Origin of the sequence: Enterococcus sp. DIV2385 (assembly GCF_051711925.1) — a bacterium.
In the GTDB taxonomy this organism is placed as follows: Bacteria; Bacillota; Bacilli; order Lactobacillales; family Enterococcaceae; genus Enterococcus; species Enterococcus faecalis.
The window spans coordinates 2,771,196-2,785,948 of the sequence record NZ_JBIONV010000001.1 but is presented as its reverse complement, the minus strand read 5'-3'; the positions used below and the strand labels follow the sequence as shown (position 1 = coordinate 2,785,948).

Annotated in this window: 9 protein-coding genes; all 9 read left to right on the top strand. The window is 40.7% G+C overall.

The features are described from left to right. The first annotated feature begins 101 nt into the window (after positions 1 to 101). Positions 102 to 1,274, top strand: coding sequence for an NAD(P)-dependent malic enzyme (locus tag IGM04_RS13385; RefSeq protein WP_002363552.1), 1,173 nt, complete (start codon positions 102 to 104; stop codon positions 1,272 to 1,274). A gap of 6 nt (positions 1,275 to 1,280) precedes the next feature. Further along, a complete protein-coding gene (gene citG / locus IGM04_RS13380; protein ID WP_002359201.1) occupies positions 1,281 to 2,150 on the top strand; it encodes a triphosphoribosyl-dephospho-CoA synthase CitG in 870 nt (289 codons plus the stop codon). A 740-nt stretch (positions 2,151 to 2,890) separates the two neighbouring features. Continuing rightward, positions 2,891 to 7,303: an Ig-like domain-containing protein gene (locus tag IGM04_RS13375; RefSeq protein WP_086317555.1), complete on the top strand. Its 4,413-nt coding sequence runs from the start codon at positions 2,891 to 2,893 to the stop codon at positions 7,301 to 7,303. 232 nt (positions 7,304 to 7,535) lie between these two features. Beyond that, positions 7,536 to 8,933, top strand: coding sequence for a tRNA uridine-5-carboxymethylaminomethyl(34) synthesis GTPase MnmE (gene mnmE, locus IGM04_RS13370; protein WP_002355989.1), 1,398 nt, complete (start codon positions 7,536 to 7,538; stop codon positions 8,931 to 8,933). 19 nt (positions 8,934 to 8,952) lie between these two features. Further along, positions 8,953 to 10,851: a tRNA uridine-5-carboxymethylaminomethyl(34) synthesis enzyme MnmG gene (gene mnmG / locus IGM04_RS13365; protein WP_002355988.1), complete on the top strand. Its 1,899-nt coding sequence runs from the start codon at positions 8,953 to 8,955 to the stop codon at positions 10,849 to 10,851. 171 nt (positions 10,852 to 11,022) lie between these two features. Beyond that, positions 11,023 to 11,823, top strand: a complete 801-nt coding sequence (locus tag IGM04_RS13360) for an SDR family oxidoreductase (protein ID WP_086317554.1) — start codon at positions 11,023 to 11,025, stop codon at positions 11,821 to 11,823. 15 nt (positions 11,824 to 11,838) lie between these two features. Beyond that, complete coding sequence (locus IGM04_RS13355) at positions 11,839 to 13,701, top strand: BglG family transcription antiterminator (protein WP_002367533.1); 1,863 nt, start codon at positions 11,839 to 11,841, stop codon at positions 13,699 to 13,701. Then, positions 13,698 to 14,183 (top strand): transcriptional regulator GutM, encoded by a 486-nt coding sequence (locus IGM04_RS13350; RefSeq protein ID WP_002355985.1) that lies wholly within the window; start codon positions 13,698 to 13,700, stop codon positions 14,181 to 14,183. The genes IGM04_RS13355 and IGM04_RS13350 overlap by 4 nt, the downstream gene beginning before the upstream one ends. Then, positions 14,183 to 14,737, top strand: coding sequence for a PTS glucitol/sorbitol transporter subunit IIC (gene srlA / locus IGM04_RS13345; RefSeq protein ID WP_002355983.1), 555 nt, complete (start codon positions 14,183 to 14,185; stop codon positions 14,735 to 14,737). Before IGM04_RS13350 ends, srlA begins: the two co-directional genes overlap by 1 nt. Positions 14,738 to 14,753 lie beyond the last annotated feature (16 nt).

The following is a 14,753-nucleotide window of genomic DNA, read 5'->3' as shown; positions in this document are numbered from 1 at the left end:
GCAAATGTATAAAGAAGCAAGGGTTTGAGCGACGATAACGGTTGTTCAAACCCTTGCTTCATCAAATAGAAAAAAGGCAGCCCGTGAAAGGAAGTGACAATGTGTTAGAAGAAGTTCTAGCAATTCATCAAAAAAATATTGGTGTACTAAGTCTTGAAGCAACAGAAGCGGTGTTAAACCATCATGATTTAGCCAAAATGTATACACCTGGTGTCGCAGAATTGAGTTTAATGATTGCCCAAAATCATGAATTAGCGCGCGAGTGGACCATTAGTGGTAAGTTAATTGCGGTTATTACAGATGGATCAGCTGTTCTGGGTCTCGGCAATATGGGCACGCAAGCGGGCTTGCCAATTGTTGAAGGCAAAGCTTTACTTTATAAAAATTTGGCGGGGGTCGATGCTATTCCTTTAGCACTGGAACAAAAATCAGTTGACGAGATGGTTCAAACAATTGAAAATTTACAAAATAGTTTTGCAGGAATCCATTTAGAAGATATTTCTGCACCAAAATGTTTTGAAATTGAAGAAAAACTTCAACAACGTTTGAACATTCCTGTGTATCATGATGACCAAGAAGGAACAGCCATCGTCGTTTTAGCTGGGCTAATTAACGCAGCTAAAATTAAAGGAAAACCTTTAAATGAATTGCGTGTGGTGATTAACGGAGTTGGTGCTTCTGGTGTAGCGACCGCTAAGTTATGTATTCAAGCGGGAATTACGCATCTCACCTTAGTAGATCGCCAAGGTGTTTTAAGAGAAGAAGACCCGACATTGAATCCTTACCAACGTGCTTTGCTTCGACAGGTAATAAAACCATCAGTAGAAAACAAAGATTTAGCCACCGCTGTCGTCAATCAGGATGTTTTTTTAGGCTTATCAGAAGCGGATGTGCTAACGCCAGCCCTGATTAAATCAATGAACCAAGACCCAATTATCTTTGCTTTAGCAAATCCTAAACCAGAAATTGAACCAGCCCTCGCCCAAGCCAATGGTGTCCGTTTATTAGCAACTGGTTCTTCCAAATATCCGAATCAAGTGAACAACATTTTAGCTTTTCCAGGTCTTTTTAAAGGGTTATTGGCAGCGAAAGGCAGAAAAGTCGATGTCGGTTTGCAAATGACAGTAGCACGAAGCTTGGCCGCTATGATTTCAGAACCCACAGCAGAAAAATTCATACCTAATGTATTTGATGGCGGCGTAGTTGACACGGTTTTTAATGCTGTACTAGACTATATAAAACAAGAAAAGGCCACGGCAGAAGAAGGGACGTAAAAGGCAATGACAAAGCAAGCAAGGAGTAAATTAGCGCAGCAAGCACAATTGGCACTACTCTATGAAGTGACCTGTTTAAATAAACCAGGCTTGGTGGATCCAGTCGATGCAGGCGCCCATCAAGATATGGATGTTTTCACTTTTTTAGAAAGTAGTGTGGTTTTGACTCCTTATTTTGAAACCTTCGTTCAAGCTGGGACAGAGCTACGTCATTTGCCGATTGAGGCAACATTTCGCGCGATTCGACAAGTTGGTTTAGAAGCAGAACGAGCAATGTTTGAGGCAACAGAAGGTATCAATACACATAAAGGAGCGATTTTTTCTCTAGGTATTTTTTTAGCTGTCTGTGGTCGTCTAATGATTTGGGAGACCCCTTGCACCTTACAATTGTTTCAACAAACGCTTCAAACAATGACGCAAGACTTACTGGCCGATTTTGAAAATCTCGCTACGAATGAGCTAGAAAAACTAACTTGGGGCGAACGATTATTTGTTCAGCATGGCTTGACTGGAATCCGTGGTGAGGCGCAACAAGGTTATCCCGCTGTCTTTGAACAGGGAGTGCCTTATTATCAAAAACATCAAGGCACACAACAACAAAAACTCATTGATACGCTCCTTTATTTATCGCTCTATGTTGAGGATACGAATTTGATTAAACGAAGTCAAAATGTCCAAATTTTTGAAATATATCAACCGTTAATCCAGGAATATTTTGCTTTAGGGGGGACACAAACGTTACGGGGAACCCTTTGCTTAGAAAGATTGAATCACTTATTCAAAGAAAAAAATTGGAGTATTGGTGGCAGTGCAGATGCTTTAATTTTGGTGGTGTTTTTAGATAAACTAATGAAATTAAATTGGCTGACGCCTTAATTAAAAAGATAGTTACAACGCTGATTTGGTCAGTTATTTTGACCTTATATGCCTATGGAAAGGTCTCAAGAGAATTCAAGAAAGCGATTGACAAATACCACGAAACACAGTATATTTTATTACGAAATCATTCTTATCAGAGTATACAAATACGATGATAAACAGTTGAAGCGAATCTTGATTTGCTTTTCCTAAACCTGATTCTTTTAGAATCAGGTTTTTGTTTATCTAAAAGGCGGCATTCGTTCAAAAACGGCTGTCGCCTTTTTTTATGAAATTTTTTTAATATAAAAAATTTCATAAAAAAATCTTAAAAACAGAAAAAATTGTTATAGATTAGAGTCATTTTTTTGATGTAAAGTTTTTATAACTTATGTCTATAAAATTGATAAAAACAGTCAAAGTAGTAGAAAAAATAATAGTGGAATTTCTCAAAAAAATAAAAAAATTTTCCGTTATTTAATTATCGATTTATCAAACGATAAGTTATAATAAAATAATTTATTTATCTTTAATGATTGAGGAGAAATGTATAAACTTCCTCATTTTCCTCTCATTGTATAATAACTCACTAATGAATTAGTGAGTTTTTTAACATATCCAGGATGTTTGTTATCAAATGAATTTTTATATAAAAATTCACAGCATTATATTTTGAAAAGCTGAGGAAATGTACTAAACTGCAGGTGTTAAATCCATTTAAATCGCTAAAGGGGGAGATGAACAACTAGGGGAAGCTAATGATCTTGGTATTTATCGTTTATTTTAAAGAAAAGAGGGACGATCAGATGAAAAAGAAAATTGTTGAGGATTTTAATCGGAAAAGTCAGCATAAAAAATGGACAAAACGCAAGATGCTTAATTTAGCAATATCAAGTGGTTTATTATTTACGTCATTAGCAATCCCTGTAAGTATAGCTGTTACCTCTGGCACAATCAGTGCATCAGCAGCGGTCTTGGATATCGAACTATTATCAAATGTTACGTCAAATAATGACAGTGGCACTTCAACGAGTAATCGTTGGACAGCCGCAAACCAAAATCAACCAGTTAATTTCACGGTTTCTGGTGGCGCTTTAGCAGATGCTTCCGCTGTGTTTAGTGGACAAAAACAAGCGGTGTTAGTGGTTCCTCCTGAGTTAAGAGGAAATGTAGCTGCAGCAGGCAGCGCAGCAATCAATACCAATGTCACGATTGATCTTTCAAAAGTTACTTTTTTGACCGCCGTTTTGAATGCAGCCAATGATTTAACCAATGTGATTACTCAAATTACCAGTGGGGCTTTAGGGAATTTAACTGGTGTTGATATTGATTTGACGGAAGTGAATCGTCAGTTGGAATTAGTGAATAACATTGAAAACTTAGGTGCTGCTTCATTTACTGCTCCGGAAACGTTAGCAGCTGACGGCTCATACATTAGCGCACCAATTAGTGATGGTTTAGGGTTAGTTTTAGCCCAAAATGTTTCAAACATCTTACAAGATTTGAATGCGGCAGTTCAAGCTTTGGAGGCAAAAGGAACCAGTCTCCCAAGTAATCTTGTCGCCACAGCCATAAATACAGCCTTGCTTCCTGTCAAAGGCACGGTAAACGTGGCTGTTTCAGGTGCTTTGCCTTTATTAGCGGTTGGTGGTTCAGGTGTAAATGAGTTAGTGGATGCTTCTTTACTAGGCGCAACCACGGTTACTTTACCAACTACCGTTTCAACACCTCAAAATTTATCCAATAATTTAGATGCTCGTTTTGTAGGAACAGTCGTTCAAACAGATCTTTTAGACGTTAATTTATTAGCAACAGCAGACGGTGTATCCAACATTTATTTTGCTGCAGGTACTACTAGTGAAGTAACCGCACCTACCGTAACAGGAGTAACAGGCAATTCAACAGCAGGTTACGAAGTTAAAGGAACTGCCGATGCCAATGCCACGGTTGAAATCCGAAATGCAGGAGGCACCGTGATAGGCACAGGTACTGCTGATGGGACAGGGGCATTTACAGTTACCATTCCCGCAGGTGAAGCAGGCGCCAATGAAACATTAACGGCTGTAGCGAAAAACGCCAGCGGCACAGAAAGTACGCCAACAACGTTCCAAACACCAGCGGATCCTAATACGCCCGTGGCGACGCCAATTGTTGAGACTGTAACAGGTAGTACAACAAAAGGCTATGAGGTCAAAGGGACTGCTGAAGTTGGCACCACCATTGAGGTTCGCGATGCAGCTGGCACGGTCCTTGGTACTGCAACAACTGAAACTGACGGAAAATATACAGTGACTTTAGATTCAGGAACAGCAACAGCAAATCAAACGCTGAGCGTTGTAGCGAAAAACGCTAGTGGCACGGAAAGTCAACCAGCAACGGCGACAACACCAGATGATGTCGCTGCACCAACAGTTGATAACATCACAGGCAACTCTGGTTCGGGTTATGAAATTACAGGAACAGCAGACCCTAACACAACAATCGAAGTTCGTGATCCATCTGGGGCAGTCATTGGTACAGGTACCTCTGATGCGAATGGTGATTTTACTGTAACGCTACCAACGGGAACGACCAATCCTGGGGATACGTTAACAGTGATTGGAAAGGATAACGCGGGAAATGAAAGTCAACCGACTGAAGTCCTTGTTCCTGCTGATGCCACGGTTACAGCACCAACTGTAACAGGAGTAACAGGTAATTCAGTTGCTGGTTATCAGGTGACAGGCACCGCTGATCCGAATGCTACCATCGAAATTCGTGATGCAGATGGGAACATTATTGCAACAGGGACTGCCGATGGGACTGGTTCCTTTGCCGTGAACCTTCCAGCTGGGACGGCAAATGCGAATGAAACATTGACAGCGTTAGCCAAAGATCCTGCTGGCAATACAAGTACACCGACAACCTTCCAAACACCAGCAGATGAAGTAGTGGCACCGCCAAGTGTCGACAAAGTAACCGGGAATACAACACAAGGATATCAAGTGACAGGTACCGCTGAACTTGGCACCACCATTGAAGTTCGTGCAACAGACGGAACAGTTTTAGGCACCGCAACAACTGGACCGACTGGCCAATATACTGTGACGTTAGCTTCAGGAAAAGCAACAGCTAAACAAACAGTGAATGTAGTTGCTAAAAATGATACTGGACTTGAGAGTCAACCAACTACAGCTATGACACCCGCTGATGTTACCACACCAACAATTGGTGACATTACTGGAGATTCAACAACTGGTTATGAAATCACTGGGACGGCGGACCCTAATACCACCATTGAAGTACGGAACCCAGATGGAACAATTATTGGTACAACGACAACGGATGATCAAGGAAACTTTACTGTGGACCTTCCAGCGGGAGCCGCTAATCCTGGTGATACATTAACAGTTGTTGGAAAAGACGGTGACGGCAATGAAAGTCAACCAACGGAAGTGACGGTCCCTGAAGATGCAACCGTAGCAGCACCAACTGTGACGACTGTTACAGGAACAACTGCCACTGGGTATCAAGTAACCGGCACGGCAGAGCCAAATGTCACCATTGAGATTCACAATGAAGCAGGTTTAGTTATTGCTACGGGAACGACTGATGGTGCTGGCGCCTTTACAATCACTCTTCCGACGGGCACAGCAACAGCTAACGAAGCCTTAACTGCCATTGCGAAAGATGCTGCTGGGAAAGAAAGTAATCCGACTGCTTTCAAAACACCTGCTGATCCAGATGCACCAGTCACGACACCTACTGTTGACAAAATCACTGGTAGCACGACAAAAGGCTATCAAGTAGTAGGAGCAGCAGAAGTTGGTACAACAGTTGAGGTGCGTGACGCCGATGGCACAGTCCTTGGCATGGCAACTACTGGAACTGATGGCAAATACACAGTGACTTTAGAGCCAGGGAAGGCCTCAGCTAACGAAACAATAACTGTCGTAGCGAAAAATGCAACAGGGAAAGAAAGTCAGCCGGCTACAGCAACTACACCAGCCGACTTAGCCACACCAACCATTGATTCTATTACCGGAAATTCTAGTAAAGGTTACGAAATCACTGGAACGGCGGAGCCAAAAACCACTATTGATGTCCGTGACGCAGACGGAACCATCATTGCTGCTACCACTGCTAACGAAACCGGCCAATATACGGTGACTCTACCAGCTGGCGTAGTGACACCAGAAGAAACGATTACGATTATTAGCAAAGATGGCGCTGGTAATGAAAGTCAACCAGCTACAGCCGTTATTCCAGCGGATGTTGTTTTAGCGGCGCCAACTATTACGAAGGTTGAAGGAAACAAAGCCAATGGCTATACAGTCACTGGAACTGCTGATCCAAATGTCACGGTTCAATTTTACAATAGCAGTGAAAAATTATTGGCAAGTGGCAGTACAACTACTGGAGGCACCTTCTCCGTTCATATTGCAGCAAGGTTAGCAACAGAAAAAGAAACGTTAACCGCACTAACCACAGATACACAAGGAAATGTGAGTCCTAAAACCACATTTATGACGCCAGCCGATATTACGGGAGAACCAGAAATTAAAATTGCGGCACCAACTGTTTCTTCAGTTTTAGGAACGTCTAAAGCCGGCTACCTCATCAAAGGAACAGCTGAACCAAACCGAATCATTCAAATTAGTAACCGACTATTAAGAAGTGTGATTGCTGTAGGTGCCACCGATGCTGAAGGCAACTTCGCTATCCAATTAACAGCGGGACAAGCGACTGCTCAACAAAGTTTACTTGCGACAGCTACCGATGGCACAGGACATTACAGTACGGCTACAACCTTCATGACACCAGCCGACCCAACGAATCCTGGAGGAGGCAATGGTAACACTGGCGGAAATAACGGCAATACAGGAAACAATGGCGCAACTGGCGGGAATAATGGGAATGGTTCAAACACAGGTTCAAATCCAAATGGGGGTTCTGGTTTAGGCACAACAGGTTCTGGCTTAGGTTCACTAGGCAATGGCCTCGGTACAAATGGTAGTGGCTACAATCCGAAACTAAGTACCATCAGTTATGGCACTGGAAATCACGGGAAAACAGGCTACTTACCTAGCACAGGTGAAAAAGAGTCTTCAGCCGTGACAACAAGTTTGTTTGGCGCCTTTGTCGCACTCCTTGCGAGCATGGGAATCATCAAACGCAAACGTAAAAACTAGCTCTCTCCTTTAATTCCTATAGATGAGAAAACGTATTGTTGAGAATTCCCCACTCAATGATACGTTTTTTCGTTCCATTTAATGAAGAAAAATTGCCAAATAGAATAAAATGTGCTATTCTATTTTCAGAAAATCGAAGGAACAAGCAGTGAAAGTGCTAAATCCAACCTGAATTTTTTAATGCAGGAGGAGTGGGCGCTTTTTTTGTTGTTATGAAGAAAGGAAGCTAATTATGCAATCAGCTACAATGGAATTTGATACAATTGCGGCGATTTCTACGCCGCCAGGTGAAGGTGCGATTAGTATTGTTCGTTTAAGTGGCGAGCAAGCAGTTGCTATTGCAAACAAAGTTTATCGGTCAGGCACTAAAGATTTAGCTAAAGTCCCCACGCACACGATTCATTATGGTCATATTGTTGATCCGCAAAACGATCAATTGATTGATGAAGTCATGCTTTCTGTGATGCGGGCACCGAAAACATTTACTCGAGAAGACGTGGTAGAAATTAACTGTCATGGCGGCATTGTCGTGGTGAACCAACTACTGCAATTACTGTTACGTGAAGGCGCACGAATGGCCGAACCTGGGGAATTTACAAAACGTGCTTTTCTAAATGGCCGAATGGATCTTTCACAAGCAGAAGCAGTGATGGACTTAATCCGTGCTAAAACAGATAAAGCGATGAATGTTGCATTGAATCAATTGGATGGTAACTTGTCGGCGTTAATTCGTTCATTAAGACAAGAAATTTTAAATACTTTAGCACAAGTAGAAGTTAATATCGATTATCCAGAGTATGATGATGTCGAAGAATTAACCACGAAATTACTTTTAGAAAAAGCCGAATTTGTGAAAGCGCAGATTCAACAATTATTAACGACCGCTAAACAAGGAAAAATTTTGCGAGAAGGTCTAAGTACAGCAATTATTGGCCGACCAAATGTCGGGAAATCCAGTTTGTTAAACCATCTGTTACGAGAAGAAAAAGCCATCGTTACAGATATTGCTGGAACGACACGTGATGTCATTGAAGAATACGTTAACGTTCGCGGCGTTCCTTTAAAATTAATTGATACAGCGGGGATTCGCGAAACAGAAGACATTGTGGAACGAATTGGTGTCGAACGCAGCCGCAAAGCGTTAGCAGATTCGGATTTAATTTTGTTAGTCTTAAATCAAAGCGAAGAATTGACAGAGGAAGATCGTCAACTGTTGGAAGCAACGAAAGGCTTAAAACGCGTTATTCTTTTAAATAAAATGGACTTACCGACAAAACTAGATCCTAACGAATTACAAGAATTAGTCCCTGCAGAAGAAATTTTATCCGTTTCGGTGTTGTCAAACACAGGCTTAGACCAGTTAGAAGCGAAAATTGCTGATCTTTTCTTTGGCGGCCAAACAGGCGAAAAAGATGCTACCTATATTTCTAATACACGTCATATTGCTTTGCTGGATCAAGCAGCGCTTTCGTTACAAGAAGTGATTAACGGCATCGAAGCAGGTATGCCAGTCGATTTAGTTCAAATTGATATGACCCGTTGTTGGGATTATTTAGGGGAAATCGTCGGCGATAGTGTCCAAGATGAATTAATTACACAGTTATTTAGTCAATTTTGTTTAGGAAAATAAGACAAGAGAGGAATTTTTTATGAATCAATATCAAGCAGAATCATATGATGTTATTGTCGTCGGTGCTGGACATGCTGGCTCTGAAGCAGCCTTAGCAGCCGCACGAATGGGCGTTAAAACGTTACTTTTAACGATTAATTTAGATATGGTTGCTTTTATGCCATGTAACCCTTCTGTTGGTGGACCTGCCAAAGGAGTCGTTGTCCGAGAAATTGATGCATTAGGCGGCGAAATGGGTAAAAACATTGATAAAACCTACATCCAAATGCGGATGCTAAATACTGGTAAAGGTCCAGCAGTGCGTGCGTTGCGCGCGCAAGCTGACAAACATGCCTATGCGACAGAAATGAAACATACCATTGAAAAAGAAGAAAATTTAACCCTTCGTCAAGGGATTGTTGAAGAATTAATCGTGGAAGATGGCGTTTGTCGTGGTGTTGTAACTTCAACAGGTGCCGCATACCGTAGTCAAGCAGTGGTGATTACTGCCGGTACTGCCTTGCGTGGCGAAATTATTATTGGTGAATTAAAATATTCTTCAGGACCAAACAATTCGCAACCTTCCGTTGGTTTAGCCAATCATTTAAAAGAATTAGGTTTAGAAATCGATCGCTTTAAAACAGGAACGCCGCCACGAGTAAAATCAAGTACGATTGATTATTCTGTGACAGAGGAACAACCAGGCGATAAAGAACCCAACCACTTTAGTTACAGCACGCCAGATAGTGCCTACAATCAAAACCAAGAACCTTGTTGGTTAACTTATACGAATGAAACAACGCATGAAATTATTCAAAAAAATCTACACCGCGCCCCAATGTTTACTGGGATTGTGGAAGGTGTGGGCGCTCGGTATTGCCCATCCATCGAGGACAAAATTGTTCGTTTTGCAGACAAACCAAGACACCAATTGTTCTTGGAACCAGAAGGGTTGAATACCGAAGAAGTTTACGTCCAAGGCTTATCTACTTCTTTACCAGAAGATGTCCAAACAGAAATGCTTCATTCTATTGAAGGATTAGAAAAAGTAGAAATGATGCGTACAGGTTACGCCATTGAATACGATGTGGTAGTCCCTCACCAATTACGCCCAACATTAGAAACAAAGGTCATTGAAAATCTTTATACAGCAGGTCAAACGAACGGAACTAGTGGCTACGAAGAAGCTGCTGGTCAAGGCTTGATGGCAGGAATTAATGCTGCATTGAAAATTCAAGGCAAAGAGCCTCTTGTTTTAAAACGTAGTGATGGCTATATTGGCGTCATGATTGACGATTTAGTTACAAAAGGCACTAACGAACCTTATCGCTTATTAACGTCACGTGCGGAGTATCGTTTGATTTTACGACATGACAATGCGGACTTACGTTTAACAGAAATGGGTCATGAAATTGGCTTAGTCAAAGAAGAACAATATGCCGCCTATCTAGTCAAAAAAGCGGCTGTTGAAGCGGAAATTGCCCGCTTAGGCAAACATCGGATTAAACCAACCAAAGAAGTGCAAGCATTTTTGGAAACCAAAGGCGCTGCTGGCTTAAAAGATGGTATTTTAGCTAGAGATTTTCTGAAACGCCCAGAAATCAGTTATCAAGAAGTCGCTCAATTTATTCCCGCACCTGAAGAGGCGCTCGATCCGAAAGTAATTGAACAAGTAGAAATTCAAATCAAGTACGAAGGCTACATTAAAAAAGCCATGGAAAAAGTTGAGAAACTAAAACGCATGGAAGCAAAACGCATTCCAGAAAACATTGATTACCAAGCGATTAACGGCTTGGCTACAGAAGCAAAACAAAAACTACAAAAAATCCAACCAGAAACGATTGCCCAAGCAAGCCGTATCAGCGGTGTGAACCCCGCTGACATTAGCATTTTGATGGTTTACATCGAACAAGGAAAAATCGCGAAAGTGCAAGGATAATAAAAATTTGAAGCAGTTGCTTCTTCACGGATGATTGATTGTGAAGAAGCAACTGCTTTTTTGTTTTGAATTAGTCTACTTTTTTTTCTAAACTGCAAAAAAAGACTGTCTTAAATAATTTCACAAACTGACCTATACTGAAAGCGCAAACAAATGATAGGAGTGGAACAAATGACAGATTGGTTAGGAATTAAAGGAAAAGTAGTGATTGTTACAGGAGGCTCATCTGGTATTGGTCGCAGCATTGTTGAAAGCTTGTTAGCACAAGAGGTCTATGTCGCTAATTTTGATATTTCAGCATCAGAAACGCAACATGAGCATTTACTCTTTGTGAAAGTCGATGTAACTTCTCGAGCAGAAGTAGAAGCGGGTGTCGCTCAAGTGGTGGAAAAATTTGGAACCGTAGATGGCCTAGTAAATAATGCCGGAATCAATATTCCTCGTCTATTGGTGGATAAAAATCATCCTCATGGGCCTTATGAATTATCGGATGAGGTATTCGACAAAATTGTAGCCATCAATCAAAAAGGGCTCTACCTAATGAGCCAAGCAGTGGGCTGGATTCTTGTACAAAAACAAGCAGGTGTCATTATTAATATGTCTTCAGAAGCTGGATTAGAAGGCTCCGAAGGGCAAAGCGCCTACGCTGCAACGAAAGCAGCGGTCAGCAGTTATACACGTTCATGGGCTAAAGAGTTAGGAAAATCAAACGTCCGTGTCGTGGGGATTGCGCCAGGCATTATGGAAGAAACGGGCTTGCGCACTTTAGCATACGAAGAAGCATTGGCTTATACACGAAACATTTCTGTGGAGCAATTGCGAGCAGGTTATTCAAAAACAAGTACGATTCCATTAGGTCGTAGCGGAAAACTCCATGAAGTCGCTGACTTAGTATGCTATTATTTATCAGACCGTTCAAGCTATATTACAGGCATCACCACAAACGTAGCTGGAGGTAAAACAAGAGGATAGAGGTGGGAAAACTAAATGACGCTAGTAAATAGATGGTACCAAGTAATAAAATTACTAGTTGATCACAAAGGAATGAGCTTACAGGAATTGCAAGAAAAATTAGCCGCAAGTCCTCAAACAGTTCGTAAAAACATTGATACATTGAATGATGAATTAATCGGTATCGCCCAAATTATTCAGAAGGAAAATCTCTTTCAGTTAGAAATCAATAACTTTGAAGGTTTTGAAGAGGTTTTGTCTGGACGGCTAAAAAGGGAATCTGATTTTAATTCTTCAAGCAAGCGTGTTTCCTACATTATCAAACGATTAATAGAAGAAGATCAATTTATTTCAACTTATGATTTATCCGAAGAACTCGCCGTTAGTCGCGGCACAGTTAATAAAGACATTAAGCGCATGAAAGAGCTGATTGCTCCTTGGCAGGTTGCGGTTGTAGGCACGCCAAACCGTGGCATTCATTTAGAAGGAAAAGAGTTTGATTTACGCTTACTTCATGTGAATTACGTCCAAGAATATTTTGAAGAACAGTTTCTTCATGAAACTACCAAACAAATGATACAAAAAATAATCAAAGAAACAAGACTAGCGAAACAAGATAGTTTTCTTTTACGAAGAGTGGTTTCAATTGTTTTGCAGCGTGTTTTAGCTGGAAAACTCATTACGGAACTACCACCAGAATATGTTGATTATGTTCGTCATAACGAGCAGATTGAAGAACTGATGTATCACTTGGAAATAACCTATAATGTAACGTTAAGCCAATGGGAACGTTCCTTTATCAGCTTTCCTTTTAACATCAACACAAACCATATTCGTAATTCTTTATTGGCTGATGAAGGACTCTTAGCTGACTATTTTCAAAAAATGATGAAAAAAATTCATCATTCAGTTGTTGTTGAATTTGATGAGGACTTCTTGTTTTCAGAAATGAAAGATCATTTAAGAAACGTGATGAATCGACTCGTTTTTCATGTGGAATGTCACGATTTATTTTATGGAGAAATTGAACGACAATATCCTTTGGCCTATGAATTAGCCAAGATTGGCTTGCAAGAATTGGGCCGTTTGTTGAATCGTTGTGTGCCGACGGTTGAATTTGGGTATCTCGCTTTGTATTTTGAACTAGCATTGAGAGGGAACTATGAAGCGGGAGCCAAAAAAGAAATCGCTGTAATCTGCAGTACAGGTCATGGAACGGCCTTGATCATTCAGCGGCAATTGGAAAAAGTTTTGGGTCCAGACGTCCAGATTGCCCATTTTTCTGAAGAAGAGGCAGAGAGAAGAGAATTGAATCAATATTTTGCTATTTTTACAACTATTCCCTTAAAAAATATTCGACCACAAACACCGATGATCCATTTAACTAATTTATTTAACGATACTTGGCTCAGAAATGAGTGGCAGAGAGCAAAAGAAATTCGTTCCGTGGAATCTCAAAATATTCATATGACCTATCAATTATTAGAGAATACTCAAGGTTACCGAGCGAATATCCAGAAAATGATTGCTGATTTAGAAGCAGAAAAATTAGTAGATCCCCAATTTATCGAACGAATTTTTACTAGAGAAGATCAACAAACAACTATTTTTGAATCGGGGATTGCCTTTCCCCATACAATTAATCAAGCCTTACCAACGATTATTTTATCGATTGGGGTTTTTGAAGAATCACTGGTTACACCAGAAGGTAAAGTTGATGTTATTTTGCTGTTGGGTATTCCAGAAGAGCTGACGGCCACTGTTGAAGCAGAGTTACTACAACTATATGACCGCTTGTTTACAATCGCAGGAGACGAACGTTTACGTAATGAGTTACGGAAGCAACGAGATGTTTTAGCGGTTAAAGAGTGGATGCAAAGGAAGGGGATTATCATATGAGTTTTATCTACGTATTCGGGGCGCTTTTTTTAACAGCTTACTTCGTTCAGATAGCTATGGGAATGAAACAGATTAAACACTTTAATCAAAACTACCAAGAATTGCGACAATTAGGGAAAGTCGCGATTGGTCGACGTGCAGGGAAGTTAAAAGCAGGCACGATTATCTTGTTTGCTGTGGATTCACAAGGGAAAATCTTAGCCGCTAGAAAGATGCAAGGTGTCACCGTTCTAGCTAAATTTCATCCCTTACCTCAGTACGTGAACGAGGATATTCATTATATGGATCATTACCATCCACTCGTACAAAAGGAAAATAAATTAACCCAACAAGCGATGGAAAATGCACGAGAAATTTACTTACGTGTTGAGCTTGGCAATTATCAAGAAACACAACCATTAACGCCGCTTAATGGAGCCAAAATTCAATGGCAATTATGGAAAAATAAAGTACAAACAAAATTGAAAGGAAGTGTCGAGTAATGTCTTATATTACAAAATTTGCGGAAGGATTTATGCACCTTTTCCAAACAGGAGCAGAAACATTTATTTCTTGGATGACAGGCATCGTACCTGTTGTTTTGATGTTAATGGTAGCTATGAATACCTTAATTGCTTTTCTAGGAGAAGAAAGAGTAACCAAGGTAGCCAAACTTTCTGCCAAAAATCCTGTTACGCGGTATTTAGTGCTGCCTTTTTTATCCGCTTTTATGTTAGGCAATCCAATGTCCTTTACGATGGCACGATTTTTACCAGAATACTATAAACCTAGCTATTATGCTGCACAAGCGCAATTTTGTCATACCAGTAATGGAGTTTTCCCTCATATTAATCCTGGTGAATTGTTCGTTTGGTTAGGGATTGCGCAAGGGATTGATACGTTAGGACTAAATTCGATGGACCTAGCGATTCGATATATGTTTGTAGGGATATTAATGAATTTTATTGGCGGTTGGGTTACCGATTTCACTACCGCCTATGTTTGCAAACAACAAGGAATTACCCTTAGTAAAACAGTAGAGATTGCTGTGGATTAGAAAGGAGCAAGGTGAG

Excerpts from the sequence above, each read along its gene's own strand:
- citG (WP_002359201.1), top strand. The coding sequence starts at position 1,281 with ATGACAAAGCAAGCAAGGAGTAAATTAGCGCAGCAAGCACAATTGGCA.
- IGM04_RS13375 (WP_086317555.1), top strand. The coding sequence starts at position 2,891 with ATGATCTTGGTATTTATCGTTTATTTTAAAGAAAAGAGGGACGATCAG.
- mnmE (WP_002355989.1), top strand. The coding sequence starts at position 7,536 with ATGCAATCAGCTACAATGGAATTTGATACAATTGCGGCGATTTCTACG.
- mnmG (WP_002355988.1), top strand. The coding sequence starts at position 8,953 with ATGAATCAATATCAAGCAGAATCATATGATGTTATTGTCGTCGGTGCT.
- IGM04_RS13360 (WP_086317554.1), top strand. The coding sequence starts at position 11,023 with ATGACAGATTGGTTAGGAATTAAAGGAAAAGTAGTGATTGTTACAGGA.
- IGM04_RS13355 (WP_002367533.1), top strand. The coding sequence starts at position 11,839 with ATGACGCTAGTAAATAGATGGTACCAAGTAATAAAATTACTAGTTGAT.
- IGM04_RS13350 (WP_002355985.1), top strand. The coding sequence starts at position 13,698 with ATGAGTTTTATCTACGTATTCGGGGCGCTTTTTTTAACAGCTTACTTC.
- srlA (WP_002355983.1), top strand. The coding sequence starts at position 14,183 with ATGTCTTATATTACAAAATTTGCGGAAGGATTTATGCACCTTTTCCAA.